Genomic DNA, 22,815 nt, shown 5'->3' with positions numbered 1-22,815 from the left:
TGACTCGCCAGGGGGGGGCGCGACCGATGACGATGGACCGGATGGGGTCGGACGACTCGGGCGATCCCCCGCGGATCGATCCAGTGACGCTTGAGGTGTTTCGAAACCGCCTCGAAGGGATCGCCGAGGAGATGGGACGAACGCTGATCCGCGGGGCGTACTCGCCGAACATCAAGGAACGACGCGACTGTTCGACCGCACTCTTCGACGCCGAGGGACGGATGGTCGCACAGGCCGAACACATCCCCGTTCACCTCGGTGCGATGCCCGCAGCCGTTTCGGCGGTTCGCGACCGCGATCCACGACCCGGAGACGTCTTCGTGCTTAACGACCCGTTCACCGGCGGGACTCACCTCCCGGACGTGACGTTGGTGTCGACGATCGCCCCCGACGTCGATGCTGCATCCGATTCTGAACCGGAGATCGTGGGATATGCCGTCTCGCGAGCTCACCACGCGGACGTCGGTGGCATGACGCCGGGGAGCATGCCCGCCGGCGCGCGGGACATTCACCAGGAGGGACTGTGTATCCCGCCGATACGGCTCGTGGCGAACGGAGAACTCCGCGAGGACGTGCGTTCGCTCGTGCTGGCAAACGTTCGAAACGCCGGGGAACGACGGGCCGATCTTCGGGCGCAACTCGCGGCGAACGAACGCGGTGAGCGTCGCCTCAGCGATCTCATCGACGAATACGGCCGCGACGTCGTCTTCGCCGGGTTCGACGCGGTTATCGAATACTCGCGTGAACGGATCACGGAGGCGATCGCCGAGTTGCCGGATGGCACCTACGCGGCAACGGACGTCCTCGAGGGCGACGGCGTGAGCGATGAGGACATCCCGATCCGGGTCGCGGTCACGATCGATGGCTCCACCGTGGACGTCGACTTCAGTGGCACTGCAGGGCAACTCGAGGGGAATCTCAACGCGCCGAGCGCGGTCGCCCGGAGCGCGGTCTACTTCGTCGTGCGCTGTATCACGGATCCGGACATTCCGCCAAACGAGGGGTGTTATGACCCCGTGACGGTGACCGTTCCCGAGGGGACGCTTTTGAACCCCGAGCCGCCGGCGGCGGTCGTCGGGGGGAACGTCGAGACGAGCCAGCGAGTCACGGACGTCGTCTTCACAGCGCTCGCGAGGGCCGCACCCGATCGCGTTCCGGCGCAGGGGCAAGGAACCATGAATAACCTGACCGTGGGCGCACGGGACGGGTCGTTCGCCTACTACGAGACGATCGGCGGCGGATTCGGCGCACGGCCGGATCGTGACGGGATGGACGGGGTTCACGTTGGGATGACGAACACGCTCAACACCCCGGTCGAGTCGATCGAGAACGAATACCCGATGTCGATCGAGCGGTACGCGCTACGACCCGGAAGCGGCGGTGACGGCGAGTTCCGGGGTGGATTGGGTATCGAACGCGTACTCACGATCGAAACCGACGCAACCGTCTCGATCCTCTCTGAGCGCCGTCGACACCGGCCGCGAGGAGTTTCCGGCGGCGAGGACGGTGCACTTGGAGAGAACCTGATCGACGGGGAGCCCGTTCCCGCGAAGGCGACCGTCGAGATCGATCCCGGCACGACGGTGACGATTCGAACCCCCGGCGGCGGCGGGCACGGCGATCCAGCGGATCGGGACCCGGAAGCGACGGCGAACGACCGCCGGAATGGAACGGATCGAGACTCGGATCAGGAACCGAGAACGGGCGAAGAGTAGTCCGCTCACAAGGCCTATCGATGGGGAACTCTCGGAGAACGCTTCTCCGTTCAGAAGGCCCTTTAGGTCGACTCCCGAACGCAGAGATAGATGGGCTCGTTGGGAGCGGCGACGTCCGCGATCACCGACACGGACAGACGCGTGATCGTACTCGCGCTGGCCCGAATGGTCGGGGCGATCGGTAACTCCTTTCTGATCGTCGTCCTCCCGCTTTACATCGCGAGCGGACTCGTCGACGTCGATGCGCTCCTCGGAACGCGCGTCGGGATCGGTTCCGCGTCGATCGCCGTTACCGAGCCCCTTCTCATCGGAGTCGTCCTGTCACTTTTCGGCTTTCTCAACAGCCTCTCACAGCCCTGGACCGGACGGCTCTCCGATCGGACCGGGAGACGAAAGCCGTTCGTCCTCTCCGGGATCGCCCTCCTTGGAACCGCGAGCGGTCTCTACGTCTTCGCGAGCCAGTACTGGATGCTCGTGGTCCTGCGGGCGGCCCAGGGGCTCGGCGCCGCGTTGACGATCCCCGCCGTCGTCGCGCTCGTCAACGAGTACGCCGCAAGTCCAAGCGAGCGCGGCGGTAACTTCGGCGTGTTCAACACCTTCCGGTTGATCGGCTTCGGATTCGGACCGATCCTCGCCGGCGTCATCGTCGAGCGAGGCCCCTACGACCTCTCGACGATCGGCCTCGATCGGAGCCTCTCGGGATTCGACGCCTCCTTTATCGCGGCGTGTGCGGGCGCGTACCTCTCGTTTGCCCTCGTCTACCTCCTCGTCGCCGATACCGAGGAATCCGCTAGAGCGGCCGGCACCGACGTGTCGATCCGCGTCCGCGGTGAGGATCGACTGCTTGATCCGGTGTTCGCGCTCGGGCTCGCGACGGTCGCGATGGGCGTGTGCATCGCCCTCTTTGCCACCCTCCAGAACCAGATCAACGTCCGGCTCGATCAGCAACCCGTCTGGTTCGGTGCCCAGTTCGCGGCCGTTACCATCACGAACGTCATCCTGCAGGTTCCGGTCGGACGGGCCTGCGACCGGTTCGGTCGCAGACCTTTCCTGCTTGCCGGGTTCGTTCTGCTCGTTCCCTCGACGCTGTTTCAGGGGATCGTGACCACCCCGGAGACGATGCTCGTCGTCCGGTTGATTCAGGGGATCGCCGTCGCGCTCGTGTTTGCCCCCTCGCTGGCTCTCGCCGGCGACGTGGCCCGCGAGGGCGAGTCCGGATCGACCCTCTCGATACTCACGATGGGGTTCGGATTCGGCATCGCGCTCGGACCGTTGACATCCGGGATCCTCGTGAGTTACGGGTTCGTGGTTCCGTTCGCAGTGGGTGCGCTTTTGGGTCTCCTCGGACTTCTCATGGTTATCACGCAGGTAGAGGAGACGCTCGTGACGGAGGCGTGAGGACGTAGAACCCGATTTCGACGCAGTGACGCAGGGATAGGAACGGCTAGACCGCTCGTTGTGGCACCAGTCCCGAGAGATACTCGGTCAGGTCGGTGGTCGAGACGATTCCGATGACGCTGCCGTCGTCGTCAACGACGGGAATGTGATGGACTCCCAGATCGATCATGCGGTCTGCGACCTCGGTGATCTGGTCATGTGCGCTTGCTGTCGTCACGTCGGTACTCATGTATCGCTCGACCGTCGTCTGCGCCTTCGGCTTGCTTGCGGCGACGATGGCCACGAAGTCCGTCGAGGTGAGGATACCCTCGAGCCGTCCATCTTCGTCGACGACGACGAGCGATCCGACGCCGTGATCCAACAACAGCGAGGCTGCCTCCTCGACGAAGGTGTCCGGATGAACCGTCATCACATCGTTCGTCATTACGCGGCCGACGAGAATGTCTTCCATGTTCATTCGCATGCCATCGTATCGCATAAGGGTGTCGCCGCTCGGTCGGTTCCGACCCGTCCGCCGACTGTCGGCGTCGCCGGTCGATCCTCGGATCGGGAGACTGTCGACTCGCTGTTCTACCGAGTTTCATTCGAAGTCCGGATCGCGCTTTTCGAGGAAGGCGCTCATACCCTCACGCTGGTCGTGGGTCCCGAACAGTCCCGACCAGGTCCGTCGTTCGAACTGCAATCCGGCCGAGAGGGGATCCTCGTGGACCGCATCGAGTGCCCGTTTGGCGGCCGTGAGCGCGAACCGTGGCTTCGCCGCGAGTTCCTCGGCGATGTCCGCGACGTGCTCGTTGAGCCGATTATGGGCAACGACCTCTCCGACGAGTCCGATCTCGTGGGCGTCGGTCGCGTCGACTCGCTCGCCGAAAAATACCATTCGTCGTGCGGTCTCATCGCCGACGAGCCGTGAGAGGCGCTGTGTGCCTCCCCATCCCGGAATGATCCCGATGTCGATCTCCGTCTGGCCGAGCGTCGCTCGCTCGGAGGCGACCCGGAGGTCACACGCCAACGCGAGTTCACAGCCGCCGCCGAAGGCGTATCCGTTTATCGCGGCGATCGTCGGGCCGGGAAATGACGCGATCGCATCCACCACGCGGTGACCCAACTCGGCGTACGCCTGCGCCTCCGGCGTCGTGAGATCACGCATATAGGAGATGTCCGCACCGGCGACGAACGCCTTCTCGCCGGCGCCGGTGACGACCAACACACGCGCGTCGCCCGTCTTCGCCCCGTCGATCGCGGTTTCCATCCGTTCGAGCGTTGCAACATCGAGCGCGTTGAGCGCGTCCGGCCGATCGATCGTGAGTGTCGCGACACCGTCGTCGACATCGACTGTGACAGTCTCGTCCGTCATGGCTGTCGTATGTCGTGGATCATGCAAAACCGTTCCCCAGTCCGGCCTCGGATCGCCCCCGTGACGTTTCGGAACGTCCTTACAGACGCGAGGGATACCCCTCCGCATGAGCCTCACCGAGGAGGAACTGACTCGGCTGGCCGACATCGTGCGGTTACAGCCGACGAAGAACTCCGAGCTTCAGGACGCGTGGGGACTGGACTCTGGAAGCGAGGTTCACAGCTACCTCGAGTCCCACCTCAAGGAGTATTACTACCGCGACGACGATAGTCTCATCCGTGCGACCGGTGAGGCGGCGGGCCTCGTCGACGTCGAACCCGGGATCGAATCCGAGGGCGGTCCGGATGACACGCCGAGCGTCATCCGCGTCCCGGAACTCGAGGCTCGCGTGTTCGACGTGGTCGCGGGCCCCGAGGAGCGCTCGGAATCGGTCGTAAGCGTCCTCCACAAGCTTCGCGAGACGTTCGAGATGGATCCCGAAGCGGACGAGGTCCGTCGTGCGCTACGGAGCCTGGAGCGCAAAAACGTCGTCGAGACGATCTATCGGACCGTCCCGACGTTTCGGCTCGCCGTCGATCGTGATGCGGTCGACGTCGAGGTCAGCGAGTAATCGGCCGGATCCTCAGCGAGTGACAGTCCCGATCTCCACCCGGTGATCGGCCGGATCCGTCAGTCATCGACCTGACGAGTCGCATCTCGGGCCTCACAGCCCGAGTCTCGCTACCCGATTGATCACCAGCGCGGCCAGACCGATCCCCATCACCGCGGTGAGCAGGCCGAAGGCGGCGAGCCAGCCCGCCATATCCGAGACGGTCCCCACGATCACGCTCCCGCTCGCGCCGAGGACCATGTAGACGGTTCGCACGAGCCCGAACCCGGCCCCTCGCTCGGCGTCCTCAAGGAGATCCATGAACCGCGATTGAATGGGTGCTCCCCACGACATCGCCACGCCCAGCGCAACCGTCGGCGCCACAAGCAGGATCGTCCCGGCTTCGGTCGCGGCCGCGTAGATGAGTCCCCCGAATCCCACGACGCCGGCGGCCATCGTGATCGTCGCCGCCGCATCCCGGCTCCACCGGTCCGAGAGGGCTCCAATGAGAGGCTGGGTCCCGCCGTGAATGAGAAAGTACAGCGAGAACAGGAGGCTTGCCGACGCCGTCGAGAGGCCGACCGCGTCGGTGAGGAACGCTGGGAGGAACGACGCCGTCGCCTGCCAGCTGAACGCGCCGAGCATGGACAGAGCCGTCGTGTAGGCTATCGGTGGTCGTGAGATCAACTCGACGAGCGGGCCGAGCTCGAATCGCTCGCGGATCGGCTGGTCGGGCCTGAGGGGCTCGGTCGGCTGAATGCGCCACGCGAAGAGGCCGAAGACGGGAATCGCGACGAGTGCACCGAGACCCATCGCCCATCGCCAGCCATAGCGGGCTCCAAGGAGTGCGGCGACGGGCGGCGCGAGGAGTCCTGCGACCGGTCCGCCGGTTACGTGGATGCCGATCGCCCGACCGATGTTATCGAACTGTCGCGTGAGAAGCGCCGTCGCGACCGAATAGTGGAGCCCCGCTCCAGCACCCAGTACGATCGTGAACGCGACGAACGCCGTAACGGTGGGTGAAACCGCGAGCAGCAGGGCGGCAGCGCCGGTTGCGCCGACGGCCACCAAGATGATGCGCCGTTCGCCGTACCGCTCGCCGAGGACTCCTGACGGGAACTGCGAGAGTGCGTAGGCGGCCCACATTCCCGAGAGTGCAAGACCGATCGTGGCGTAGCTGACGCCGAAATCGGCCGCGATGAGCGGGACGACCGGACTGATCGCGAGCCGTGCGACCATCGTCGCGGTGAACGCGAGCGTACAAAGCGTCAGGACGGTGTGTCCGTACCGCCAGTTCACGTTGCGTCGACACCTCCCGGTCCGCCAGCGTGGATCGTTTTGTGACCGGATTCCGGCCGTCGAGAAGCGTCGTCGATCGGGACCGTCATACTGTGAGTTCGATCGGGTATTCCGTAAGGGTTTCACACCCGTCGTCGGTGACGACGACGAGATTCTCGATTCGCACGCCGCCGACGGTTGGATCGTACAATCCCGGCTCGACGGTGACGACCTGTCCGGACTTCAACTGTTCGCCGCCGGGCGCGAGTCTTGGCAGTTCGTGGATGTCGAGCCCGACGCCGTGTCCCGTCGAGTGAATGAATCCCGTCTCGGTATCGGGATCGCTTCGGAGGGTCGAGAGCCCGGCCGACTCATAGACCTCACAGGCGGCCGCATGGACCGCCTCGCCAGTCACGCCGGGTTCGATCGCGTCCGTCGCCGCTCGGAGCGCCTCGTGGGTCAGGTCGTACCACTCACGAAGCGTATCCCCGGCCTCCCCCCGCAGGAACGTCCGAGTCATGTCCGCAAAGTACTTCGTCTCCTTGTCGCGGGGGAAGATATCGACGATGATCGGCTCGTGGGCGAAAAGCGGTCCCGACCCCCGGTCGTGAGGGTCAGCCGCCTGCGAGCCGCAGGCTACGATCGTCTCCTCGAGCGCGAAGCCGCGTTCCAAAAGCGCGATCTCGATCGCCGTCTTGACGTGTTCGCTCGTGAGCGGCTCGCCGTCGTGGACGAGCGTTCCGGAGTCAAACGTTCCGGGGTCGATCGGATCGTCCGCGTTCCCATCTCCGCCTCCGGCCGTGTCTCCGCTCCCATCCGCGTTCCCGTCCCCGCCCCCGTCCGCGATCGTCGCCGATGCGATCAGATCCTCGGCGGTCGCCATCGCCACCTCGGTAGCTCGCTGGGCCGAACGGATGGTCGCGATCTCCTCGTCGGTTTTCACCGCACGGATCTCCTCGAGAACTCCCGTGCCGTCCACGGTCACCTCGATACCGCGATCACGCAGACCGTCGGCCGTCTCGATCGGTCCTCGCGGGGGCATCGACACCGACCCGACATCCCGTTCGGCCAGAAATTCTGCGTACATATCGAGACGATCGTCGCGATCGCCGGAGTCGTAGCCGTAGTTGGCGTGTCGATCGACGACATCGGCACGGGATCGTTGTATGGCGCGCCCGTACTCCAGTCCGGAGACGAGCAGATGTATCTCGCCGTCGGCATACAGACTCAAGAACGGATCCGGACCGGTGAATCCCGAAAGGTAGAGTTGGTCGGGGTCGTCCTGAGAAGCGTCGATCAGATAGCCGTCGGTTCCGGCCTCCGCCAGCGCATCGTCGAGCATCGAGAGGTCCGCGGTCATGCCCGTTCCTCCGTCGTCATTCGGTATAGGGGTTGGCTTCGCGGAAGTCGGTCGGGTCGATCGACGACGATCGTCGCCCACGCCATGCGCGAAACCGTTATATAGTGGTCGGCAGCGGATTTCCGCTTGAACCGCGGGATTCGAATTCAGCAAACTGATCCGGGTGTTGAGACGCAGGGGTTCATTTTTCGCTAAAATATGTTCTTGAAAATTCCAACATATTTATCTTCTGTGAATCCCTATACTTCAGTAAGGGACACGGGATCGAGACGTATTTCTCGGAGCCGATCGACGCCCGCCCGGTCACCAGCCAATGAGCGAGAACCTACGAAACGAAACCCGCGATCGAACCGAGGAGGAACGCGAGGAGGACACCGAGGAGACGCTACGCTGTCCGGAGTGTGGCGGCCACCTCGAAACGGATACCGAACACGGCGAGACGGTCTGTTCGGACTGTGGACTCGTCGTCGAGTCGGACGAGATCGACCGCGGTCCCGAGTGGCGCGCGTTCGACTCCCGCGAGAAGGATGAGAAGTCGCGAGTCGGCGCCCCCACGACGGAGATGATGCACGACAAGGGCCTGTCGACGAACATCGGCTGGCAGGACAAAGACGCCTACGGCCGATCGCTTTCGAGTCGCCAGCGCGAGAAGATGCAGCGGCTTCGGACCTGGAACGAGCGGTTCCGGACGCGTGACTCCAAGGAGCGCAATCTCAAACAGGCGCTCGGCGAGATCGACCGCATGGCATCCGCGCTCGGCCTCCCTGAGAACGTCCGTGAGACGGCCTCGGTCATCTATCGCCGCGCGCTCGACGAGGACCTGCTTCCCGGCCGCTCGATCGAGGGCGTCGCGACCGCGTCGCTTTACGCCGCGGCTCGCCAGGCGGGAACGCCTCGAAGCCTCGACGAGATCGACAACGTCTCGCGGGTCGAAAAAGACGAGATCGCCCGGACGTACCGATACGTCGTCCGCGAACTTAAGTTGGAGATCCAACCGGCCGATCCGGAGAGCTACGTTCCCCGGTTCGCCTCGGATCTCGACCTCTCCGATGAGGCCGAGATGCGTGCCAGACAGCTCCTCCAGACAGCCAAGGATCGTGGCGTTCACTCCGGAAAATCACCGGTCGGGTTGGCCGCTGCCGCCGTCTACGCCGCGGCGCTTCTCACCAACGAGAAGGTCACCCAAAACGAGGTGAGCAAGGTGGCGAACATCAGCGAGGTTACGATCCGCAACCGGTACCACGAGCTGCTTGAGGCCGAAGAGGACATCGCGATGCCCTGATCGATCGGGCACACGAGCCACACTCGTTCGATCGCGTTCTCCAAATAGCTCGCGCGATAGCCGACGGTATGGAGACGACTCGCCATTTCACCGCGACGGTCTACCTCGTCAACGACGACGCGACGGCCTTACACGAACACGACCGGCTCGGAATCCGCGTTCCTCCGGGTGGGCACGTCGATCGTGACGAACTCCCCCACGAGGCCGCGCTCCGCGAGGTCCGTGAGGAGACCGGATTGGAGGCGGACCTCGTCGCCGACGTAGCCCCCATCGAGGGACCGAACGGGCGGGGGATCCCCGAGCCGGCCCACCTGATGCTCTATGACATCAATGTCGACGCGGACGGGCGGATCGGTCACCAGCACGTCGATCATCTCTATTACGCCCACGTGACGACGCGGGGGATCGATCCGAACGGCGACGACGAGATCGCCGCCGACGGGTGGGAGTGGTACACCGCCGAGGAGCTTTGTAGCGGATCCTTCGACGCGGACGTCGTCGAGCTCGGCTGTGAGGCGATCGAGACGGTTATGGCGACCCGGTGATCGTCGGGCTCGGGGGTGGCAGTCGTTTCCGTCGCAACCGCCACGCTCCCGACGAGGACGGCGAAAACGGGCGAGCGACGCGGAGACGCGTCTGACGAGCGTCGTTCGCCTCCGGAAACTATTTGGCTCGCCTCCGGCGACATACCGCCAATGGATGCCGACCGTATCGATGTCGTGACCGAGTGGGAGGGCCAAACCGTCTCCGATGGGTACGCCGGACTGAGACGACTCGCCGATCGCGGGTTCTCGGGTGCCGTAACGGACGGCGGCGCGTGGCTGTTCATGTTGAACGGCCGGATAGTGGGCGTCGCCGACGGCGACCTCTCGGCGTTCGAGGACGCCTCCGGGACCGCCTATGAGGCACCTCACGACTCGCTTCCGTTGCTGTTCGCAATGCAGGAGCGGGGTGGCGAGGTGCGAACGAAATACTACACGAACGATACGCCCGTCTCAGAGGCCGACCGAACCCTCACTGCAGGCAATTTCACCGGCTACATCGAACTCTCGGAGAACGTCCTGTCCGGGGACTACTACGTGGCCTACTACGGCGGCGAGTCGCTTTCTGCCGCCTTCGTTGGAAACGCCAGACAGCTAAAAACCGGCTCGGAGGCGTTCGATCTCGCCGACGACGAGGTCGGGATATACACCGTCTACGAGGTCGATCTCGACGTCCGCGACGTTCCCGGATCGACGGGAACCGGATCGAGCGACCCCGGATCGACCGCCGGGATCGAATCGAGCGAAACTGGGTCGAGCGAACCCGGAACGACTGGATCGACTGGAACGGCCGGATCGACGACGGGAATCGGAGCAACCGGGACGGACGAAGCGGACGAATCGTCCGCACCGAACGACCCGTCCGAACCGACTGACCAGGACGATCGATCGGAACCGGTTGCCGTGGACGACGATTCGACCGAGAGCACGGTGGATGCTGCCTCCGGCGAATCGGCGGATAGCGAGGAGGACACCGACAACGATGACGCCGCCGATCGGAGCAGCGAGACGTCGAATTCCCCCGACCCCGAAACCGACACCGACCGACCGGATCGAGAGGGATCCGAGCACACGGTGACCGAGGACGCCAGCGAGGACGCTGAACGTCGCCAATCGACGGACACTGACTCACCGGATACTGGCTCGACGGACACCGACTCGGTGGACGCTGACTCAACGGACACCGACTCACCGGACGAACCGACGACCCCGAACGTGCCCGGCGGGGAACGCGCGGGCGACGGAAGCCGGACGACGAAGCGATCGAACGGCGAGGCGAACGACGAAGCCACGGACGAGAGCGTCTTCTCTGAGGAGGCGGAATGGCGGGAGGCGAAGTCCATTCCGTCGCTCGATCCCTCGGAGTCACGACCCCATCCAGCAAGCGAGGGAGACTCGCACTCGAGCGGTGACGGCGAACGCCAGGGGCGACCGCCGCGTTCGTCGACGAACTCCGGACCCAAATCGAGCACGAAGTCGAGTTCGAGCGCGAACGCTCGGTCCGGATCGAGTCCTGATCGGTCGGATCGATCGTCCGCTGCCGAGCAGGCACCCTCGCCGCGAGAGGCGCCGGCGGAAGGTGACACACGCGAAGGGGCGGTCACGGAGCGGGAGCGTCCGTCGATCGAGCGAAATCGGCTGAATCGGGAGATAACTCGCCTCGAAGGTGCCCTCTCGGAGGCTACCGAGGAGCGTGATGAGTTGGCAGCCGAACGTGACCAACTCGCAAGCGAGCGTGACGATCTCGAGGCGGAGACACAGCGGCTCGAGGACCGCGTGAGCGAATTGGAGGAAGAACTGGATCGGGTTCGAACCGAACTCTCCAACGCACGCTCCCAGCTACCGGATGGCGAACGAATACTCTCCGCGGAGGAAGCGATCGCGGAGACGAACCTGTTCGTTCGCTACGACTCGAAGGGCGGTGCGACCCTGAAGAAGGTTCACGCTGGCGAGGCCGATCGGGATGCGCTCGTGAACAACCTCCGGATCGAACACCACACGAGCTTCGAGGATGACGACGCCGTCGTCGAAGGCAAGCCCTATCGGGAGTTTCTCATCTCGACGATGGAGTACGGATTCACGAACTGGCTCGTCACCGAACTCCCCTTCGAGATCCGCGAGACCGGCGCTATCGGCGGCCTGCAGGACCTCTATGAGGTGCTTCCGGAGATCGACCGCAGTGAGATCAACGGCACTGTCTCGGTCACCTACCAGGAGAACGGCGAGGAACACCGCGAACAGCGGACCTTCGATCTCGTCTTGCGTGATCGGATGGGCAACCCGCTCATCGTCGCGAACCTCAACGACAGCCGCGATCCGACCGTCGAAAGCTCGCTCAACGATCTCGTCGAGAACGGAAGCCGGATCGCCGAAACGAGCGAGGAGTTCACGGCGGGCTTTGCGGTCACCTCGAGCTTCTTCGACCCCGAGGCACTCGAAGCCGCCGGCGATGCGACCGGCGGCGGTCTATTGAGTCGCTCGAAGAAGCGAAGCTACGTCAAGATCTCGCGAAAACGCGGGTTCCATCTGTGTCTGGCGGAGTCCCGCGACGGCGGATTCCATCTTACCGTTCCGGAACTGTAGCTCACCGGGCTCCGTCGGTTCGCCGTCTCCAAGATCAACGACGAGCTGCGGCTCGCGGTCGTCGAAGCCTTCGGTAGGGACGTCTTCCCGATATCCGTTGCTGCGAGAAACGAGAAGCGAAACTGTCGATCGCCGATTACGAGTTAGCTTTCGACTTCCGTCGCGGAATCGATCCGCATCTCGGCGAGTTTGTCGACGATCTCATCGAGCTTGTCGTCGAGTTCATCGACGAACTCCTGGGTCCGCTCGGTCGTGATCGCTCCCTGGCTCGACGGCTCGATGAGATTCTCCTCCTCGAGTACCCGAAGGGAATAGCGGACCTTGTGATGAGGGTATCCCGTCTCGTTTGACATCTTCACGATGCCGATCGGCTCGTTGGCGATCACCATCTTGAGTACCTGAAGATGTCGTTCCAACATATCGACTTCCTTCTCAAGTCGGTCTATCATGACACATGTTAACTTGTCATGCCCGGATTTAAAAGTTGCTGTCCGAGCCGGGAGCGACTTCGTTGGCATATACTACCACGCAAGAGGTCTTAACCGTTCCGCTCGGAACGATCGCCGATCGGAGGGTCACGACTCGGTCGCGACCGAGGGAATGGTCTCGAGCGCGTCCTCGATCGTTCGCAGGGCGCGGGCGCCGTCGCGTCGACCGACCACGAACAGACACGTCCCCTCGGCGACGCCGGCGGCATCGATGTCGATCCCGGCAATCTCGATCCGACGGAGGACGTACGCGAGCACGTTTGGATCGAGATCGCCGTCGGCGACGATCGCGGTCGAGGAGCCGCCTCGTTGGAGACACGTGCCGCCGACCGCGAGAGTGGGTCCGTCATGCGAGGGATCCGGATCGTCGGTTTCGCTCACGATGGAGACGCCGTTTCGCATCGAGACGCTGGCGGACGCGGAGGTGTGGTCGTGATTCGTCAGGTCGGATTCGAACCGCCGAAGCGCGGTCGCGACGGCTTCCGGCTCGTCCGAGAGATCGATCCCCGGATCCTCGACGAGCCACGTCGCGGCGGCGGTGTAGTTGAGCACGCCGGCACGCAATCCGGCGTGGATAAACGGTCGGGATCGAACGGCTTCCCGGGCGTCGGCAGCAAGCGACATATTCCGAAGAGGGGCGCGCGGCGCGTATATGTCTTCGCCGACGCCTCCGAAGTCCATAAGGAGGACGCGACCCCAGATCGACGCATGCAGTCGCTGGTCATCGTGGCCCACGGGTCACACCTCAATCCGGACTCGAGCGCGCCGACCTACGCCCACGCGGACACGATCCGCGAGGTGGGCGCCTTCGAGGAGGTCCGCACGGGGTTTTGGAAGGAGGAGCCCCACCTCCGGGAGGTGCTTCGCACCGTCGAGGGTGACGAGGTGTACGTCGTTCCCCTGTTCATCTCGGAGGGGTACTTCACGGAGCAAGTGATTCCCCGCGAACTCCGGCTGTCGGAGTGGGACGTCGAACAGTGGGATTCGGATGGCCTCTCTGCGGACCAGGCGACGCTTACCGCCGCCGACACCGGCCAGACCGTTCACTACTGTGGACCGGTCGGAACCCACAAGGCGATGACCGACGTGTTGGTTCGTCGTGCCGAGACCGTCACGGACGACCCCGATGTCGGAACGGGATTCGGCCTCGCCGTCGTCGGTCACGGGACCGAACGCAACGAGAACTCCGCGAAGGCGATCGAATACCACGCGGACCGAATCCGCGATCTCGACCGCTTCGACGAGGTGAAGTCCCTCTATATGGACGAGGAGCCCGAAGTCGACGACGTCACCGATCACTTCGAAAGCGAGGACGTGATCGTCGTTCCCCTGTTCATCGCCGACGGCTTTCACACGCAGGAGGACATTCCCGAGGACATGGGTCTGACCGACGACTACCGGACCGGCTATTCGGTCCCCGCCGAGGTCGACGGCCGCCGGATCTGGTATGCCGGCGCCGTCGGCACCGAGCCGCTTTTGGCCGACGTCGTCCTCGAACGCGCCGCCGATGCCGGCGCCTCTCTGGACGACTCGCTTGCGGCCGTCCGCGAGACTACTCGCGTTGCGACGGGGGATGACTAGCCCGATGGACGCACGCGCTGACGTGGACCCCGAGGAAAACGACGAGTTGCCGACGATCGAACTTTCCGATTCGGCCGTTGACGCCCTCCGTCGTGCGGTCGATCTCCACCCGGAGACGAAGGAGAAGGCGGATTCCGGAGACGCAACCGCGATCGACGCGGACGCGTTCCACGTGATGCAGACTCCCGATGGATACACGCTCGAGATCGACGGGAAGCAATACGCGGACCTCTCGACCGACGAACTGGTGGCGATCGCACGTGAACATCCCATCGCCGTCTCAAACTGGTACTTCCACGAGCACGTGGTCGACGACGACGGACCGCGTGGAAGCTTCCTCCGATGGCTTGAGGGGATCGCACCCGTCACCGGGGCGGACGACCCAACCGGGGAAGCGGGCGACTCCACGGCGGAGGCGGACGACGAGGAGGCTCGCGATCCTGCACCCCGAGATCGGGCCCGGACCCTCCACGATCGCTACGCGGCGATGAACGATGGACTGGTTCGCGAATGGGGCCAGCTTCGGATAGAGACCACGCTGGCGGCCGACGGGACGCGTCGATACGAAATCCGACACGTCGACGCCGCGAATATGGATCGTGACCACCTCGAGGAACGTCAGGAACCGGTCGCAGCTCGCGAGATCGCCAAATACGACGAGACCGAACGGTATCGCCCGCTCAAGACCGCCCCGTCGCTGCCCACGGGCTGGGTCTTCCCCGCTCTGGACGCCCACGAGTGCTATGAGACCGTCGAGACGTTCTATCCCGCGACGATCCCCAACTGGTATCGCGAGGCCCGCGGCGAACTCGATGTCACTCACTGGCACGAGGCGATCGAGCGTCAAACGGGGATCTACGGCCTTATCGAGACCTGGGACCGCGGCGAGGGTCACGAACACGTCGAGTGGGTCGCGGAGACCTGCTGTGACGACTCCCAGTGTCTCAAGCGGCGCGAGTGGGACTACGACGCCGAAACGCCGCTTGCGGTCGACGCCGGCGACGGAACGTTCCCGTGTCGTGAGCCCTGTTCGCTCGTGATCTCCGCGGCACGGCAGTGGACCAAACTCGAAGGGGAGGCCGAACGGACCTACGAGTTCGAGTTGACGCCGAGCGAGAAAGAACAGATCGAGGCGATCATCGACGCCGTCGCGGACGGGCGCACCCCGGAGATCCGCGAGGCGGACGTCTACGAGGGTGCAAATCGGTATCGGACGCGATTCCTTCGCGCCAAGCGGTTCGACGAGAACGGAAACCTCTGTGGCGTCGCCACCGACCCGGACGAGGAGTAAGCGGAGTCGCTGGAGAACCGGTCCCTCCATTGGCTTCCGTCGATCACCTCAACAATGGCATATTTTAAGTCTCCAGAAATAGACATGGTCTTTAGAATGTCATCAATTAATGATGCGCTAACATATCCGACAGAACACGACGAATGGATACAGACCGTTCTGATCGGTGGTATCCTCTTGCTATTTGGGTTCTTACTTCTTCCCTTATTTTTGGTATACGGATATATCATCCGCGTCATTCAACACCGATTGGATGGGGATCCGGAACCACCGACCTTCGGCGAGTGGGAAGATCTCTTCATCGACGGCATAAAGACGTTCATTATCGGGCTCGTGTACATGCTCATACCCGCGGCCGTGGGGGCGTTCATGGTCGGCGGCTCGATCGCCACCATGGCAACGGGAACGAGAAGCGGCGCCGCGGCGGGGATGGCGGGACTCGCTCTCGGCATGCTCGTCACGTTCGCCCTCTCGCTTGTTTTCGGGTACGTGGCTGCAGCCGCCATCGTCAACTTCGCTAACGAAGAACGGATCGGCGCAGCGTTCGATTTCACCACCCTCAAAACGATCGCGTTGAGCCGTGAGTATGGGATCGCATGGGGACTTTCGATCGTCGTCTTGGTTGCAGCAAACATCGTCGTCGGCGTGTTGAACGTCATCCCGTTCCTCGGCTTCGTCATCGGGGTGTTCGTGATCTTCTACGCTCAGATCGTGGCTGCTCACCTCTGGGTTGACGGGTACAACGACGCCCTTGACGGCGGTGGCGCGGCCGGTAGATCCGGAGCCGACGAGACGGGGATGTGAAGACGGCACGTTATCGCTCCCCGACTCCGTTTCGTGTCCGCTGACGCGGACTGCGGTACTCGTTACCGCAGCAATAACACCGTCGCGACCACGACCGCAATCAGAACGACCGCGACGCCAAGAATGACCGCCGGCGTCTGAACGGTCACACCGACCGTGATGGCGACGATCGCGGCGATCGCGGCGATCGCGATCGCGGGGAGAATGCTGTCCTCAAGCGTCGAATCGACCGTTCTCGCGGCGCGCTCGACCGGGGTAGGCTCGGGCTCGTGAGCGGGAGGCTCGGAGAGGGACTCATCGATCACGACTGACCGTTCCCGTTCGGGCGGTGGCTCCACGGTGACCGTTACGTAGGTACTGCCCGATCCATGGCCGACGACGAGTTTGATCTTGCCGCGGATCGTGGTCTCCGGACGGTCCGGATCGACGTCGACGTGGATGACCCGGCGTGACCCTGCCTCGAGATAATGGTTCGTCGTCGCCACTCCTGCGACCCGAGAGAGGTCGTCGTCGACGTTGAGATGGACATGAGCGGCTTGTCCGCGGTTATCGATGGCGACCTCGAAGGGCCCGTCGGTCGTGATCCGATCCGGGGCGTCGATCGAGTGGACCCCGTCGCCGTTCACCGCAACCGAGAGCGTCTGCACGTTCCTACGTGAGAGGGCACGGTAGAAAAAGGTTGACGCCGAGTGCCTACGCGCTCGTCTCCTCGCGCATGTCCGGCGGAAGCAGGTTGGGAATCCCGTCCTCGATCGGATAGGCCTCCCCACACTCGGTGCAGGTGAGCGTTCCCTCGAGGATCTCCTCGTCCGTTCGGTCCTCGACGTCGAGTTCCAGCTCGTTTTTATCAAGCGGGCAACAGATGACGTCCAGCAGGGACTCCTTCATGCCCGGCGATACGCGAAGGGACGCAAAAAGCCTGCGGGTTGGGCGTCAGGCGTTCGTCGAGAAGGGGTTCGTGAGTTCGATCGTCTCCTCGCGTCCGGGCCCCACGCCGACGGCGTAGATTGGCGCATTGACCTCCTTGCTGACGTATTCGAGATACGCTTGCGTTCCCTTGGGGAGCGCATCGTAGCCCGTCCGTGCGATCGCCTCGGAGTCGAGTTCCGGCCAGGGATCGAACTCCCGGAAAACCGGCTCGCATCGGTCCCATTCCTCGGTGGTTGCAGGCATGACCTCGAGTTGCTCGCCGTCGAGTTCGTAGGCGTGACACACCTTCAACTCGTCCAGGCCGGCGAGGACGTCGACGTGATTGACGGCGATCCCGGTGAATCCGGATATCCTCGATGCGTGTCTGAGCATCGGCATGTCGAGCCACCCGATCCGACGCGGTCTGCCGGTAACGGTCCCGAACTCTCCGCCCTTCTCACGGATGAAATCCGCGAGTTCCTCCTCGCGATCGTTCGTGTCGAGTTCGGTCGGCAGCGGGCCGGTCCCGACCCGCGAGAGGTAGGCTTTGACGATCCCGACGACTTCTCCCTGTCCGACGACGGTCGGACCGACTCCCGATCCGACCGCGGCACCGCCAGCGGTGGGGTTCGAGGAGGTGACGTACGGGTAGATGCCGTGATCGATGTCGATCGACGTTCCCTGTGCGCCCTCGAACATGATCCGATCGCCGTCCTGTCGGCGCGCGTAGAGGAATCGCGAGCAGTTGATCGCCATCCCGTCGGCTAGCCGGTCGCCGTAGTCGGCGTACTCCTCGGCGAGCGCGTCGACGTCAAAGGCGTCGGCGTGATCGCTCTCCTCGAGGTCGAGGCCGTAGAGTTCCTCCGCGAGCGCCCGTTTTTGGGGAACGACGTACTCGAGACGGTCGCGAAGCACGGCCGGATCGAGCAGGTCGCCGATCCGTATCCCGCGCCGACCTGCCTTGTCCTCGTAGGTCGGGCCGATCCCGCGGCCGGTCGTACCGGCGTCGAGATCCGAATCGGATTTTGCCTCCTCCTCGATCCCGTCGAGGACGCGATGGTACGGCAGGATCGCGTGTGCGCGCTTGGCGACGCGGACGTCCGGTTCGAGTCCGCGATCGCGCAGGCCATCGATCTCCTCGAAGAGTGTTCGGGGGTTGACGACACAACCGTTCCCGAGCACGCCGATCTTGTCGCGAACGGCGCCGCTCGGAACGAGCGAAAGTTTGTACTCGTCGCCGTCCTGGACGACGGTGTGGCCGGCGTTGTCGCCGCCCTGATAACGGACGATCACGTCCGCGTCCCCTCCCCACCGGTCAACGAGGGCGCCTTTGCCCTCGTCTCCAAGTTGGGAGCCGACGATGGTGACAGTCATACACTCGCCATTCTACAGGCCCTGCTAAACCGATTACGGTCCGGCCCGGTCGTCCCATCGCTCACGGATCGGCCGTTTCTCGTACCCCTACGCGGCCTCACCGTCCGGTATCGTATTTGTACGTCGCCGAATCCGGGTCGATCCCGAAATCCTCCGGCGACTCCTCGGGCTCCGTCTCGGTGTCCGTGTCGACCTCCGCGTTCTTGAACGCTTCCCGGTCGCGGGACGGGACTTCGAAATCGTCGACGTCGATCCGGAGGGCAACCACGTCCTCGTTGACGGTCGAGCGCTTCTCGGTGAGCCGCTCGCTGAGACGATCGGGGAGTGCGTCCTCGTCGACGCGTTCGAAGCGGAACCGTTCGAGGTACTCCGGTTGGTCGGTGATCGTGTACACCGTCGCAAACCCCTTGGCCGCCGCGGTCTCGACGAGCCGCTCGATCACGTGTGCGCCGATCCCTTGCCCCCGCCAGGCCTCGAGGACGCCGATGCCGGTGAGTTCACAGAGCTCGGGGTCCCCTTTGTGGATCCGGAGCCGACCGAAGCCGACGCGCTCGTTTGACTCCTCGTCGACCGCGATGACGTAATCGCGCGACCGGAACGCGGCCTCATCGAGCCCCATCTCCTCGATGTGATCCAGCAGCCACGCCTCATCGCGGTTCTTCGCGTCGCGGACGTACATATATAACCCAACTATCCCCACCGTGAAAACCGTTCCCCGGATCGGGTCCGTCGATCGTCGAACGCTCGGCCGATCGATGGAGGGTCCGCGACCCGACGATGGTCCATTGCCGGGCGCCGTCAGAATCGTCCGTCGGAAGAACTAATGTGGCCGACGCTGTCGGTCGTGGCGTCATGTCGAAGGCGACGATCCGTTCCGTCGAGACCGTCCCGCTCCGGTCGACTCTGGATGAACCGTTCGGCTACGCACAGGCCTGGGTCGAGGAGCGAACCGCGCTGTTGGTCCGCATCGAGACCGACGACGGAACCGTGGGGTGGGGGGAGTGTTGGGGTCCGATCGCCGGGACGCGTGAGATCGTCACGGACCTCCTCGCGCCGATCGTGGAGGGACGGGATCCCACCGCGGTCGAGCAACTCTACCGTGAGATGTACGACGCCGGCCGGACGGCCTACCAGTCGATCGTCCCGCTGCCCGCGATAAGCGGCGTCGATCTCGCGCTTTGGGACCTGCGTGGAAAGCTCGCGGGCGAGTCCGTCGCATCGCTGCTTGGCGGTCGCCGCCGCGAGGACGTTCGTGCGTACGCGACCGGCCACTACTTCAAACACGACGCCCCGCTCGCCGAACAGTACGACCGGATCGCCGCCGAGGCGAAAGCGAACGCCGACCGGCTCGGAGCCGTCAAGGCGAAGATCGGTCTCTCGTTTCTCGGATATGGCCCCGATGAGGACGTCGAACTCGTCCGCCGGATCCGCGAGGCGGTCGGCGAGGACGTCCCGCTCATGGTTGATGCCAACTACGCCTACGACGCGGCGACGGCGCGGCGCGTCGGTCGCGCGATCGAGGATTTCGACGTCTACTGGTTCGAGGAGCCCGTCCCGCCGGAGGATCACGACGGCTACGCCGCCCTTCGGCAGGCGCTCGACGTCCGCGTGGCCGGCGGGGAGTGTCACACGCCCGCGGAGTTGGCCGACCTCCTCGGAGACGGCGCGCTCGACGTGGTCCAACCCGATGTCTGTAACGTCGGCGGGATCACTGCCGCCGACGGGATCGCGACTCAAGCCCAGGCCAACGGGATTCCGGTCGTCCCGCACGTGTGGGGAACGCCCGTCGCGATCGCCGCGAGCCTGCAGTTGATCGCAACCCTCGAGGGCCAGACCTCGCCATGGCTCGAGTTCGACAACTCCTCGAACCCGCTTCGTGAGGACCTCGGCGTCGGGAGCTTCGACGTGAGCGAGGACGGACGCGTCTCGGTCCCGGAGGGACCCGGCCTCGGCGTCGAAATCGATGAAGATGCGTTCGAACGCTATCGGATCGAGGAGCCCTCGTGATGTGACCGCCTGCGCGAGCAGGTGATCCCGCGCGCGAGCGTCTGACGCACTACGAGACGGTTCGCATCCATCGATTTCCGTATTGATCTCACTCATTGAGTGGCTCACACGGGTCCGTTTGAAGTCGTCCTCGATCCCTCCAACTCCGACCGTGCCCCGCCTCAAACCGGCACGTCTTCGGGATCGATCGTCTCGGGTTCGGGACCATCACCGATCGATAGATCGCCGTCGGACTCACCCGGTTCGTCCCCCGGCGGTCGCAAAACGGCGGTCGCACTGGAGATCAACGGCGCGATCAGCCCCGCGACCACGGTGCCCGGATGTGCCAGCGATCGGCGAAGGACGACGCGGGAGCCGGGGCCAAGTCCGTATCGCTCGACGACGGTCGCCGCCGCGGAGATTGCCCGTCCATGGGTGATGAATCGCTCCTCGTCTTCGCTTTCGTTCCCGTTTTCGTTCCCGTTTCCATCTCCCTGGCCAGTTCTTCCGGCCACCAAAAGCGGATCGTCCGGATCGAGGTCCGTCGGCGGGAACGCCGGATTCTCGCTCCAGACGTCCGACTCCCAGTGGGTAATCTTCGGATCCTCGGGCGGCGGACCGAAGGCCACGATCCGGGTCGCGGGGGAGACGTCGAGCGAGGATGCCTCCGCCGTGGGAACGACTATTGCACGCGCACCGGCCGCACAACTCGCCGGGACGTCGAACCGCACGCGTGCACCGAGGAGGCCGGCACCGAGAAAGGCGAGAACCGACGGCAGGTCGGCAACGGGTGCGATCCCGACCTCGCTTCCGCCGCGGACGCCGTCGTGGCGGAGCGCGTTTCCGCCCCGGTAGGCGTTCGTGATGAGCTCCCGATAGCTTCGCTCCCGACCGTCCGCGGTCACGATCGCGATCTCGTCGCCGCGGCGATCGCGAGCCAGCGGGTCCGCCAGAGTCTCCATGTGAGGCACTCGACGCGAGGCGGAGATAAAGCCCGCTCCTTATCGGTCGTCCCGGAGGACGTCCGCCAGTCGATCCGCGACGCGACCGGCGACGACGTCCTTGCTCCCGCGTGCCTCCTCGACGTCATCGGGATCGTCCTCGCCGGCGACGAAGAGCACGCGCGTGTCCGTCTCGCCCATCACGCTGGCGTCGTTCGTGACGACGAAGGCCAAGTCCACCCGATCGCGGATGCGGTTCGCCTCCCGCAACATTGCGCGGTCGTCGCCTGACGTCTCGGCTTTGAACCCGACGATCGGGAGGTCGGGGTGGGCCCGGCGCACGGCGTCGATGAGCTTCGGCGTGGGTTCGAGTTCGACCGAAAGCGGCGATCCCGAGCGGATCTTCTCGTCGACGGCATCGGCAGTGAAATCAGCGATCGCGGCCGCCGACACGAGTGCATCGGCGGTCACGCAGGCTTCCGAGACCGCCGTGAGCATCCCGTCTGCGGTCTCGACGCGTTCCACCTCGGCGTATTCGACGTCCGGACCGTCGTGCACGAGCGTGACTCGCGCGCCGCGAACGTAACAGGCGCGGGCGACGGCCCGTCCGGTCTTGCCCGATGCCCGGTTCGTCAGGACCCGGATCGGGTCGATATACTCCGTGGTCGCGCCAGCAGTGACGACGACGTGTGTGCCGGCGAGCGTATGGGGCGTCGTCGCGCGCGCGACCGCCGTGAGAATCGCCTCCTCGCTCGCGATCTTTGCTTTCCCCTCCTCGATCCGCGGATCGACGAGTGAGATGCCCCACGACTCCAGGGTCTCGAGCGCCTCAAGTACGCCCGGATGGTCGTACATCGGCTCGTGCATGGCGGGTGCGAAGACGACCGGTACGTCCGCGCCGAGTGCGGTGGTGGCGCACGTAGTGACCGGCGTGTCGTCGATCGCAGCCGCCATCTTCCCCGCAGTGTTGGCCGTTCCCGGCGCGACGAGCAGAACGTCGGCCCAGCCGTCGCGTCCACACAGCTCGACGTGTTCGACCCCGCCCGTGATCTCCGTGACCACGTCGTGACCGGTCGCAAACGAGAGCGCCCACGGATGGATGATCCGCGAGGCGGCGGACGTCATCACTGCACGAACGGTCGCTCCCTGCCGCTGGAGTTCGTGGGCGAGTTCGACGGTCTTGACGGCCGCGATGCTGCCAGTGACGCCGAGCGCGACGTTGACCCCCGAAAGCATTCTGTCCCACGATTCGGCGGTATGGGTTAAATACCCCCCCGAAACGCGGGACGATCGACGACGGGATATCCACGTTCGGTCGTTCGCGAGTCGGTCCGGAAATC

Annotated in this window: 22 protein-coding genes; 10 read left to right on the top strand and 12 right to left on the bottom strand. The window is 64.5% G+C overall.

The window, feature by feature from the left end:
* The first annotated feature begins 32 nt into the window (after positions 1 to 32).
* Together ACERIT_RS08650 and ACERIT_RS08645 are read left to right on the top strand one after the other, a co-directional pair.
* Positions 33 to 1,715 (top strand): hydantoinase B/oxoprolinase family protein, encoded by a 1,683-nt coding sequence (locus tag ACERIT_RS08650; RefSeq protein ID WP_373674506.1) that lies wholly within the window; start codon positions 33 to 35, stop codon positions 1,713 to 1,715.
* A gap of 90 nt (positions 1,716 to 1,805) precedes the next feature.
* Positions 1,806 to 3,113 (top strand): MFS transporter, encoded by a 1,308-nt coding sequence (locus ACERIT_RS08645; RefSeq protein WP_373674447.1) that lies wholly within the window; start codon positions 1,806 to 1,808, stop codon positions 3,111 to 3,113.
* A gap of 46 nt (positions 3,114 to 3,159) precedes the next feature.
* Here ACERIT_RS08645 and ACERIT_RS08640 read toward each other — a convergent pair whose 3' ends face one another.
* Together ACERIT_RS08640 and ACERIT_RS08635 are read right to left on the bottom strand one after the other, a co-directional pair.
* Complete coding sequence (locus ACERIT_RS08640; RefSeq protein WP_373674446.1) at positions 3,160 to 3,564, bottom strand: CBS domain-containing protein; 405 nt, start codon at positions 3,562 to 3,564, stop codon at positions 3,160 to 3,162.
* A 129-nt stretch (positions 3,565 to 3,693) separates the two neighbouring features.
* Positions 3,694 to 4,467 (bottom strand): enoyl-CoA hydratase/isomerase family protein, encoded by a 774-nt coding sequence (locus tag ACERIT_RS08635; RefSeq protein ID WP_373674445.1) that lies wholly within the window; start codon positions 4,465 to 4,467, stop codon positions 3,694 to 3,696.
* A gap of 106 nt (positions 4,468 to 4,573) precedes the next feature.
* Between ACERIT_RS08635 and ACERIT_RS08630 the strand changes: the two genes are divergently transcribed.
* The gene (locus tag ACERIT_RS08630) at positions 4,574 to 5,077 is read left to right on the top strand and encodes a DUF5797 family protein (protein ID WP_373674444.1); all 504 of its coding nucleotides are present in this window, start codon (positions 4,574 to 4,576) and stop codon (positions 5,075 to 5,077) included.
* A 93-nt stretch (positions 5,078 to 5,170) separates the two neighbouring features.
* On the opposite strand, the gene ACERIT_RS08625 is transcribed toward ACERIT_RS08630, so the two are convergent.
* Both ACERIT_RS08625 and ACERIT_RS08620 read right to left on the bottom strand, forming a co-directional pair.
* Positions 5,171 to 6,355, bottom strand: coding sequence for an MFS transporter (locus ACERIT_RS08625; RefSeq protein ID WP_373674443.1), 1,185 nt, complete (start codon positions 6,353 to 6,355; stop codon positions 5,171 to 5,173).
* 85 nt (positions 6,356 to 6,440) lie between these two features.
* Positions 6,441 to 7,694, bottom strand: a complete 1,254-nt coding sequence (locus ACERIT_RS08620) for a M24 family metallopeptidase (RefSeq protein ID WP_373674442.1) — start codon at positions 7,692 to 7,694, stop codon at positions 6,441 to 6,443.
* A gap of 313 nt (positions 7,695 to 8,007) precedes the next feature.
* Between ACERIT_RS08620 and ACERIT_RS08615 the strand changes: the two genes are divergently transcribed.
* The 3 genes from ACERIT_RS08615 to ACERIT_RS08605 all read left to right on the top strand — a co-directional run bounded on the left by ACERIT_RS08615 (position 8,008) and on the right by ACERIT_RS08605 (position 12,101).
* Positions 8,008 to 8,976 carry a transcription initiation factor IIB family protein gene (locus ACERIT_RS08615; protein WP_373674441.1) on the top strand — a complete coding sequence of 323 codons (969 nt, stop codon included), beginning with the start codon at positions 8,008 to 8,010 and terminating at the stop codon, positions 8,974 to 8,976.
* Between the two features lie 68 nt (positions 8,977 to 9,044).
* Complete coding sequence (locus ACERIT_RS08610) at positions 9,045 to 9,521, top strand: NUDIX hydrolase (protein ID WP_373674440.1); 477 nt, start codon at positions 9,045 to 9,047, stop codon at positions 9,519 to 9,521.
* Positions 9,522 to 9,671: 150 nt separating this feature from the next.
* Entirely contained in the window at positions 9,672 to 12,101 is a 2,430-nt protein-coding gene (locus tag ACERIT_RS08605; protein WP_373674439.1) for a hypothetical protein, read from the top strand.
* Between the two features lie 143 nt (positions 12,102 to 12,244).
* On the opposite strand, the gene ACERIT_RS08600 is transcribed toward ACERIT_RS08605, so the two are convergent.
* Both ACERIT_RS08600 and ACERIT_RS08595 read right to left on the bottom strand, forming a co-directional pair.
* On the bottom strand, positions 12,245 to 12,550 hold the full coding sequence (locus ACERIT_RS08600) for a hypothetical protein (protein ID WP_373674438.1): 306 nt from the start codon (positions 12,548 to 12,550) through the stop codon (positions 12,245 to 12,247).
* A gap of 126 nt (positions 12,551 to 12,676) precedes the next feature.
* The gene (locus ACERIT_RS08595) at positions 12,677 to 13,213 is read right to left on the bottom strand and encodes a hypothetical protein (protein WP_373674437.1); all 537 of its coding nucleotides are present in this window, start codon (positions 13,211 to 13,213) and stop codon (positions 12,677 to 12,679) included.
* A gap of 84 nt (positions 13,214 to 13,297) precedes the next feature.
* Between ACERIT_RS08595 and ACERIT_RS08590 the strand changes: the two genes are divergently transcribed.
* The 3 genes from ACERIT_RS08590 to ACERIT_RS08580 all read left to right on the top strand — a co-directional run bounded on the left by ACERIT_RS08590 (position 13,298) and on the right by ACERIT_RS08580 (position 16,265).
* A complete protein-coding gene (locus ACERIT_RS08590) occupies positions 13,298 to 14,170 on the top strand; it encodes a CbiX/SirB N-terminal domain-containing protein (protein WP_373674436.1) in 873 nt (290 codons plus the stop codon).
* Between the two features lie 4 nt (positions 14,171 to 14,174).
* Entirely contained in the window at positions 14,175 to 15,461 is a 1,287-nt protein-coding gene (locus tag ACERIT_RS08585; RefSeq protein WP_373674435.1) for a DR2241 family protein, read from the top strand.
* An 84-nt stretch (positions 15,462 to 15,545) separates the two neighbouring features.
* Entirely contained in the window at positions 15,546 to 16,265 is a 720-nt protein-coding gene (locus tag ACERIT_RS08580; protein ID WP_373674434.1) for a DUF4013 domain-containing protein, read from the top strand.
* Positions 16,266 to 16,327: 62 nt separating this feature from the next.
* Here ACERIT_RS08580 and ACERIT_RS08575 read toward each other — a convergent pair whose 3' ends face one another.
* From ACERIT_RS08575 to ACERIT_RS08560, 4 genes are all read right to left on the bottom strand, one after another.
* Entirely contained in the window at positions 16,328 to 16,912 is a 585-nt protein-coding gene (locus ACERIT_RS08575) for a hypothetical protein (RefSeq protein ID WP_373674433.1), read from the bottom strand.
* 46 nt (positions 16,913 to 16,958) lie between these two features.
* Complete coding sequence (locus tag ACERIT_RS08570; RefSeq protein ID WP_373674432.1) at positions 16,959 to 17,153, bottom strand: methytransferase partner Trm112; 195 nt, start codon at positions 17,151 to 17,153, stop codon at positions 16,959 to 16,961.
* A 45-nt stretch (positions 17,154 to 17,198) separates the two neighbouring features.
* Positions 17,199 to 18,548 carry an adenylosuccinate synthase gene (locus ACERIT_RS08565; RefSeq protein WP_373674431.1) on the bottom strand — a complete coding sequence of 450 codons (1,350 nt, stop codon included), beginning with the start codon at positions 18,546 to 18,548 and terminating at the stop codon, positions 17,199 to 17,201.
* Between the two features lie 97 nt (positions 18,549 to 18,645).
* Positions 18,646 to 19,227 carry a GNAT family N-acetyltransferase gene (locus ACERIT_RS08560; RefSeq protein WP_373674430.1) on the bottom strand — a complete coding sequence of 194 codons (582 nt, stop codon included), beginning with the start codon at positions 19,225 to 19,227 and terminating at the stop codon, positions 18,646 to 18,648.
* Positions 19,228 to 19,373: 146 nt separating this feature from the next.
* Here ACERIT_RS08560 and ACERIT_RS08555 point away from each other — a divergent pair, with 146 nt between their 5' ends.
* Positions 19,374 to 20,555, top strand: coding sequence for a mandelate racemase/muconate lactonizing enzyme family protein (locus ACERIT_RS08555; RefSeq protein ID WP_373674429.1), 1,182 nt, complete (start codon positions 19,374 to 19,376; stop codon positions 20,553 to 20,555).
* A 161-nt stretch (positions 20,556 to 20,716) separates the two neighbouring features.
* Here ACERIT_RS08555 and ACERIT_RS08550 read toward each other — a convergent pair whose 3' ends face one another.
* Entirely contained in the window at positions 20,717 to 21,496 is a 780-nt protein-coding gene (locus tag ACERIT_RS08550; RefSeq protein ID WP_373674428.1) for a hypothetical protein, read from the bottom strand.
* A gap of 39 nt (positions 21,497 to 21,535) precedes the next feature.
* Positions 21,536 to 22,711, bottom strand: a complete 1,176-nt coding sequence (gene coaBC / locus ACERIT_RS08545) for a bifunctional phosphopantothenoylcysteine decarboxylase/phosphopantothenate--cysteine ligase CoaBC (protein WP_373674427.1) — start codon at positions 22,709 to 22,711, stop codon at positions 21,536 to 21,538.
* Between the last annotated feature and the right edge of the window lie 104 nt (positions 22,712 to 22,815).

The organism is Halopenitus sp. H-Gu1 (assembly GCF_041821145.1).
Lineage (GTDB): Archaea > Halobacteriota > Halobacteria > Halobacteriales > Haloferacaceae > Halopenitus.
This window is presented reverse-complemented; position numbering and strand designations above follow the sequence as displayed.

What these genes read in the sequence shown, in the direction of transcription:
- ACERIT_RS08635 (WP_373674445.1), bottom strand. Translation starts at nt 4,467, where the DNA reads ATGACGGACGAGACTGTCACAGTCGATGTCGACGACGGTGTCGCGACA.
- ACERIT_RS08595 (WP_373674437.1), bottom strand. Translation starts at nt 13,213, where the DNA reads ATGTCGCTTGCTGCCGACGCCCGGGAAGCCGTTCGATCCCGACCGTTT.
- ACERIT_RS08640 (WP_373674446.1), bottom strand. Translation starts at nt 3,564, where the DNA reads ATGGAAGACATTCTCGTCGGCCGCGTAATGACGAACGATGTGATGACG.
- ACERIT_RS08585 (WP_373674435.1), top strand. Translation starts at nt 14,175, where the DNA reads ATGGACGCACGCGCTGACGTGGACCCCGAGGAAAACGACGAGTTGCCG.
- ACERIT_RS08565 (WP_373674431.1), bottom strand. Translation starts at nt 18,548, where the DNA reads ATGACTGTCACCATCGTCGGCTCCCAACTTGGAGACGAGGGCAAAGGC.
- ACERIT_RS08645 (WP_373674447.1), top strand. Translation starts at nt 1,806, where the DNA reads ATGGGCTCGTTGGGAGCGGCGACGTCCGCGATCACCGACACGGACAGA.
- ACERIT_RS08605 (WP_373674439.1), top strand. Translation starts at nt 9,672, where the DNA reads ATGGATGCCGACCGTATCGATGTCGTGACCGAGTGGGAGGGCCAAACC.
- ACERIT_RS08580 (WP_373674434.1), top strand. Translation starts at nt 15,546, where the DNA reads ATGGTCTTTAGAATGTCATCAATTAATGATGCGCTAACATATCCGACA.
- ACERIT_RS08615 (WP_373674441.1), top strand. Translation starts at nt 8,008, where the DNA reads ATGAGCGAGAACCTACGAAACGAAACCCGCGATCGAACCGAGGAGGAA.
- coaBC (WP_373674427.1), bottom strand. Translation starts at nt 22,711, where the DNA reads ATGCTTTCGGGGGTCAACGTCGCGCTCGGCGTCACTGGCAGCATCGCG.
- ACERIT_RS08610 (WP_373674440.1), top strand. Translation starts at nt 9,045, where the DNA reads ATGGAGACGACTCGCCATTTCACCGCGACGGTCTACCTCGTCAACGAC.
- ACERIT_RS08570 (WP_373674432.1), bottom strand. Translation starts at nt 17,153, where the DNA reads ATGAAGGAGTCCCTGCTGGACGTCATCTGTTGCCCGCTTGATAAAAAC.
- ACERIT_RS08550 (WP_373674428.1), bottom strand. Translation starts at nt 21,496, where the DNA reads ATGGAGACTCTGGCGGACCCGCTGGCTCGCGATCGCCGCGGCGACGAG.
- ACERIT_RS08560 (WP_373674430.1), bottom strand. Translation starts at nt 19,227, where the DNA reads ATGTACGTCCGCGACGCGAAGAACCGCGATGAGGCGTGGCTGCTGGAT.
- ACERIT_RS08630 (WP_373674444.1), top strand. Translation starts at nt 4,574, where the DNA reads ATGAGCCTCACCGAGGAGGAACTGACTCGGCTGGCCGACATCGTGCGG.
- ACERIT_RS08650 (WP_373674506.1), top strand. Translation starts at nt 33, where the DNA reads ATGGACCGGATGGGGTCGGACGACTCGGGCGATCCCCCGCGGATCGAT.
- ACERIT_RS08590 (WP_373674436.1), top strand. Translation starts at nt 13,298, where the DNA reads ATGCAGTCGCTGGTCATCGTGGCCCACGGGTCACACCTCAATCCGGAC.
- ACERIT_RS08600 (WP_373674438.1), bottom strand. Translation starts at nt 12,550, where the DNA reads ATGATAGACCGACTTGAGAAGGAAGTCGATATGTTGGAACGACATCTT.
- ACERIT_RS08620 (WP_373674442.1), bottom strand. Translation starts at nt 7,694, where the DNA reads ATGACCGCGGACCTCTCGATGCTCGACGATGCGCTGGCGGAGGCCGGA.